Source organism: Lentilactobacillus kefiri, from assembly GCF_007989105.1.
Taxonomy (GTDB): domain Bacteria; phylum Bacillota; class Bacilli; order Lactobacillales; family Lactobacillaceae; genus Lentilactobacillus; species Lentilactobacillus kefiri.
Genome location: NZ_BJVK01000060.1, coordinates 1 through 6,171, shown reverse-complemented (window position 1 = coordinate 6,171; position 6,171 = coordinate 1). Strand labels below are relative to the sequence as shown.

General features: G+C 31.6%; 6 protein-coding genes and 1 pseudogene. 2 read left to right on the top strand and 5 right to left on the bottom strand.

The window, feature by feature from the left end:
• Positions 1-386: 386 nt before the first annotated feature.
• From LKE01_RS11270 to LKE01_RS11250, 5 genes and pseudogenes are all read right to left on the bottom strand, one after another.
• On the bottom strand, positions 387-896 hold the full coding sequence (locus LKE01_RS11270) for a hypothetical protein (protein ID WP_057962200.1): 510 nt from the start codon (positions 894-896) through the stop codon (positions 387-389).
• Between the two features lie 331 nt (positions 897-1,227).
• Positions 1,228-1,407 (bottom strand): hypothetical protein, encoded by a 180-nt coding sequence (locus LKE01_RS11265; RefSeq protein ID WP_054656189.1) that lies wholly within the window; start codon positions 1,405-1,407, stop codon positions 1,228-1,230.
• Positions 1,408-1,451: 44 nt separating this feature from the next.
• A pseudogene (locus LKE01_RS11260) lies at positions 1,452-1,928 on the bottom strand (replication initiator protein A); the annotation flags it as partial.
• Between the two features lie 156 nt (positions 1,929-2,084).
• Positions 2,085-2,342, bottom strand: a complete 258-nt coding sequence (locus LKE01_RS11255; RefSeq protein ID WP_003554892.1) for a hypothetical protein — start codon at positions 2,340-2,342, stop codon at positions 2,085-2,087.
• 58 nt (positions 2,343-2,400) lie between these two features.
• On the bottom strand, positions 2,401-2,634 hold the full coding sequence (locus LKE01_RS11250) for a hypothetical protein (RefSeq protein ID WP_003554889.1): 234 nt from the start codon (positions 2,632-2,634) through the stop codon (positions 2,401-2,403).
• A 977-nt stretch (positions 2,635-3,611) separates the two neighbouring features.
• On the opposite strand from LKE01_RS11250, the gene LKE01_RS11240 reads away from it, so the two are divergent.
• Positions 3,612-4,682, top strand: coding sequence for a hypothetical protein (locus tag LKE01_RS11240; RefSeq protein WP_057962201.1), 1,071 nt, complete (start codon positions 3,612-3,614; stop codon positions 4,680-4,682).
• Positions 4,683-4,989: 307 nt separating this feature from the next.
• Positions 4,990-6,126, top strand: a complete 1,137-nt coding sequence (locus LKE01_RS11235; protein WP_057962202.1) for a glycoside hydrolase family 3 protein — start codon at positions 4,990-4,992, stop codon at positions 6,124-6,126.
• Positions 6,127-6,171: the final 45 nt, after the last annotated feature.

Below are 6,171 nucleotides of genomic sequence, written 5' to 3'. Positions count from 1 at the left end.
AATTGGCATATTACGTGCTGGTATAGGAGCAATCGGTATTATAGCTTACATTTTTGATCAAGATAATTTTTCTGATATTCATCAATCTCCCTCCCCAAAAAAAGATTACATAATTTTAAATCCAATCAATCACTAATCTATTACTTCTTAATTTTACAGATACCAAGTATAAAAAAAATAAAAAACAATATTAAAAAAATAACTGGAATTGTAACTAATGGGGTCATAAAGTAATTAACTTGATTAGTTATTTTAGTTCCATCTTGCAAAACATCCGATGTTGATAGCATCTCAGAAAAAACATTCATAATTTGTAGTAAAAATATTGTTAATAAGGCAAAGCTACCAAACAAACTAGATAGTTTAAAAAAATCCAATTTTATCACCTACTTATCCCTAACAACACGACTCACAACACCATCGTACTTATATGCAAAAGCCTTAAGATGTTTCTTTTGTGTTGATGATCCGACTATTTTTAGGTATTCTATTCGCGTAATCTTATATTTTCGATACCTCTTACGATACTGAACTTTTTGTCGATATTTTCCATTAAAAGAAAACGGAACATTTATTGTAACGGTATCTGACCTAGTTACATTAAACCCTAACAAAGCAGTCAACTTTCCCTTAGACAGTGAAACATTCCCTGTTAAAGAGTTAGCCCACGTTACCGATTTAGAAAAAGTCGATTTTGTTTTCTTTTTTGCAGAATAAATAGTATTCCAATTACTATACTTATGTCCAATATATTTTTTATGAGGCTTAGTATAAGTAATGACAATATGGTAGTGATCAAGAGGTACAGCAGAGGCCGTTAAAGCATTAATATTAAAGCCTTGAATTGTCAAATTAAGTGCAACAGTAACAAGCATTATGATCATCTTTTTATACATACAAGTTTCCTCATTCACAAAAAAGTTACATCCATTCAAGATGTATCTACTTTAACACTTAAATGTAATAACTAAAGAGCTAAGTACAAAATTAAGTTATTGGTTTTTAATGAAAAGTATTAAAATGGTCGGGAAATAATTGGCTACGAAATTACGATTCATAGAAAAAATATCAAATGCTGTAAGAGATTGTCCAATATCCATGATTATTGATAAACTTCTGTGTAAAAAAGTGAATTTGATCCATGAAAAATTATCCCAGCAATATTACCTGGCAACAATTTGTTTTAGATATCCTATTAGTGTGGCACTTGATTTGACAATTGAGGAATTACTTTTTATTTTGATCTTTAGATTTAACGGGCAAAGTGGCAATTCCAACGCCGATTGCAACAGCAAAAACGGTCTGAATTAAATCATGGCTTTGATTTTCAAAAACTGCATAATAAACAGCAAATAACCCAATCGCTAGTAAATACCGTAAAATATAGATCAAGGCTCTTTTACTCATCAGAAACTGCCTCCCATAACAAACGATATCTATTTTTATTTAGGTTCTCTATCTAGATTATGTGTGATTTTCACATTTCTGCTTGTACCTAGGGGTTGCGACGCTTTTTGCCCATATTTTCCCCGTAAATAAACGTCAGTTGCTTTCACATCAAGCGTAGATAGATATAAACGGTTGGGTTCATCTTTTTTAGTTCGGGGATTAAAAACTGGTTGTTTTTGTATCAGCAAATGAGCAGCTGCGAGTTCTCTTTTTATTTTGACGACTTTCTGATTCTTGCAATTAAGTAAATTTCCTAATTCCTGATTCGAAAAAATAAAGTAGACGTGCCCTTCCTCATCAACCCAGTGATTGCGTAAGGCATACTCTAATCGGTCTTTCAGTACCATATAGGCCAATTTGGCTCCACTACTTAAATATCGATATTGTTCGCCGTACATCAATACTTTTGGAAACTGAAAGAATGAGGCTTCGTAAACATTGTTAACCTCGTAATAATTGAAATTATCGAATTCTTTCATCATATAAGCCCCGTTTCTATATCCAACTCATGTTGATTCAAAAGATCGCTGCTAAAACACCTAACTTGCTTTGCTAAGATTAAAAACTTGGGGAACCCTTTGAATTAACATGATACCAATTCAAAAGGTTCTCGATACTTGGCATCTATTAATTTATCAAAGACCACCGCGATTCTTTTTTGCTGGCAATGGTAGTTTGAACAGAATAACGATTGAAATTGCATACACAATTAGAATTGGAATCAATAACATGCCATAAGTGATTGACCACGTCAAAACTGTCATTAATAACGTCCCAACCGTATTTAATAATACTAACGTTTTTCTAGTGAGGTTAAATGAATTCCACATTAAAAACCACCAGTAGACTAATGAGCTGAGCAGTGCAAAGCCACTCCAGTCAGTTAATGTCAATATTCATTTACCTCCTTATAAATTAATTGATTTTATAGTATATTAAGATCTGCAAAAGTTAACGGTCATACTCTAAAGGTGGATAAGGAGCTAGAGTATCTTTAATTCCTTGTCGATGATCATAAATACTTAAAGAAACTTTTTTATCTTGCCAAGACATATTATAAATATATTGATAGGTATGATGTTGGTGGCGAATTGAAACATCTTCCTCCCATTGTCCCATATTGACCCAATTAAAAACTATTTTCTGATTTTTAATGCTATTTGTTGGAATCTTTTGGGCAACCATGTACGTTTGAACGGCTCCAGTAAAGTAAACACGGTGTTGCCAATAAATAGTAACCAAACTATAAAAGTAAGTCCTACCAATAAAGCCATTATGTAGCTATATCTTTTTAACATAACTAATTCATATTCTTTCCTTACTATACTTTAACATTTGCATACCGAAATATCCGCCTTTCCATAGACAGTAACACACTTCCTGTCAAAAAATAGTTTCCATTACCGATTTAAAAAAGGTTATTGTTGGATTGTGATTTTATTCCGAATTTTCGCCAAATAATCTAACAGTCCTTTTAACATCTACTCAGCTACTAAAAAGGTAATGAAGCTATTTACAATAAGCCATTATATTTTTGTTACTTTTTATGTTCTTTGATAAATCGATAAATTCGATTATTTAAGGGGTGGTTAACTTTTGTAAACTGTACTAAGGCAAAAGCCAAAGCAAAATAAATTATATTTAAATAGACGTTATACAAATAATACAAAAGCATATACAAAATAACAACTGAGATTCCAAAACCAATTAATGAAATTCTCTTTTTTATTTTTAATGCTGTCAAATAGTTCACTTCCTAGACTATGTCTTGGTAATCGTCTTCTTCAAGAATTTAACAAATTCAATTGTTTTCAACTAAGTTAATATCATTACTTTCGAAAAATCAATCATAAAGCTTATTCTGTATCTTTTCATGATCCTCAATTATTTAACCTATCTTTCCTAATTAAGTGTCAACACCAATTCCGTAAACTATTCATCAAATTCTTATAATGAAACGTGTACCAGTATACTTCAGATGTTCGTATACATAATAGTGTTGTTTGATATAGAATCGATAGGGTCTACCCTAACGTATCTATCAAAAACAACTGATTTTACTAGCTACAGTTAAGTGTTCCGAAGATAACGTAAAATGATTAAAAAACTTTTATAGAGTATGATAATAAAAGTACCTTTAAATATAACCATAGGAGATAGACATGGTAACTCAAATTTTTCAAAAGTATCATAGTAAGGAAAATGTAGTTACGGCTAACACCGTATTCTTTTTGCAGCGAGTTAAATCAATCTCTCCAGAAATTTATTATCAATTTATTGATAACCTTTTTTCAGAGGAAACAACTGAAAATGGTTTGCAGGAAAGTATGTTTTTACAAGATGGTCAAAATAAAAAGGGTGGTCGTTCAATTCCTGATGCGGTAATTTTACAACCCTCCTACAAAATAGTTATTGAGACTAAGCTTTATGGAGAATTTAGGTTGGAACAACTTAAAGGTCATTTAAATGATTTCAGCAATGAAGACAATAAGTTATTATTATCAATTGATGAAAATGATATGGACGAAAAATTCAAAAGTAATTTTCAACACATTTTGAATAATTTTAATAATTTATCACATCTTGGAAATAAGATTTCATTTAAACATATAACTTTTAGATCTTTAATTCGTACTATATCTAGTTTTTCAGATGAGAGAGATTATGAACTTAATAATCTTATAAATGATTTTCACAATTATTGTGTAGAAGATAATTTAATTAATAATCCAAAATCACTTATGCGTGTTCCACCCGTAGGCGCTAGTTTCAATGAAAATTTACAATTTAAACTTTATTATAATAATAAACTTCATTTTAAAAATGTAGCATATATAGGCCTTTATACCGATAAATCAGTCAAAGCTGTTGGCAAAGTATTAAAAATTGCTATTGTTGGTTATGATGACAATGGACTGAATATACTTAAAGTTCGTGATCCCTTAAGACCAGAAACAAAAGTTGGTTTAAATGAAAATGAAAAAAGTAGAATTATAGGAGCAATCAGAAGCAATGAAAAGCAAAAACGTGGTTGGAACCTACATACACCGCAAGCCTATTATCTAGTAGATAAATTTGTTAAAACTAATTTCAATAAAATATCTAAGGGTGGTTTACTTGGATTTAAATATTTTGACTTATCTGACTATGGCCTAGTTAATAATTCCGGAAAATGTTTATTCAAAAATGTTGATGAATTAGCGGCTAAGTTATCTAATAAAACTTGGAGTTAATATTAAAATGTTCTTATATTGATTTTTATCATAATTTCCAAGAAATTTTGAAATAGTTGTATAGTATGTTTTAAAGAGTATTTGTGAAAAATTCCCGTCTTGTTTTAATAAAATATTGACAAACTCTAACATAACTTTTTTATTCATATATAATGCAAGCATACTCAAATGATTTTAAAATAAACATTGTTAAACTTTACCATAACGAGGAACGCTCAAAACAATCCTTGGCAAATATTGACTTCAATCCAATAAGTTAATTAAACCAAAAGTGATATATCATATGATGAGAAAGGAAGTTTTTTTAATGTTAAAAATTAATCATTTATTTGCTAAAGGTATGGTGACTGGAACGGTAATGTTGGCTTCGTTAGGACTAATGGGAGTTTCGACAGTTTCCAATCCGGCTAACAATGCTCAAGCTGCCTCAAAAAATGCTGCTTTAAAGGCCAAGGTGGCTAAAATGACAACTAATGAGAAATTAGGCCAATTGTTTGTTGCCTCGGTACCAAATAACACTGCTCAAGCTGATTACGATATTAAGGCCTATCACTTAGGTGGGGTTATTCTTTACGGCAGTAATTTTACTGGTACTAAAACCAGTTTTAAGAATAAACTAAAGAGTTATCAGAATAGTGCCAATATTCCGTTGACTATTTCTACGGATCAGGAAGGTGGTACAGTTTCTCGGCTGAGCGTTAATCCGGCTATTTCCGGTCGAAGCTATTATCCATCCCCACAAGCTGCTTATAAGGCTGGCGGTATGAATGGTATTACCAAGTGGTATAAGCTGGAAGCTAAAACGCTTAAAGGTCTAGGTATCAATTGGGACTTTGCCCCTGATGTAGACGTTACCAGCAACAAGAACAGCTTTATTTATGATCGGACTTTCGGTCATGGCTATCAAGCTACTGGTAAATATGCTCAAGCTGCAGTTACTGCTATTCAAAGCCAAGGTGTCGGAGCTACTTTGAAACATTTCCCAGGCTATGGTTCAGCTGCTGATACTCATACCGGTTCAGCCTCAACCAATAAGACTCTCAGGACTTTTGAAAAGGATGATTTTGTACCATTCCGGGCTGGTATTGCTGCTAATGTTGATTCAGTTATGGTTACCCACATTATCCTTAATAAGATTGATCCCAAAAAACCGGCTTCATTATCTAAAAAGGATATTAGTTTGATTGCTGATAATTATAATGGTGTAATTGTTTCTGATAGTTTACAAATGGGAGCTGTTTCCAACTATGCTGATTCGCATCATGTTTATCGTGATGTAGCCGCATTTAAAGCTGGTAATGATGTTTTATTAAGTAGTAATTACAAACAGGGCATTCCACAATTGAAACATGCTTTGGCTAAAGGGCAAATTACTAAAAGTCAATTAAATAACAAAGTTTACAAGATTTTACAGATGAAAGCTAAATTAGGCTTGATTAAATAATTTCATTTATCAAAAGGTTCCTCTCTGAGGGATCTTTTTTACATA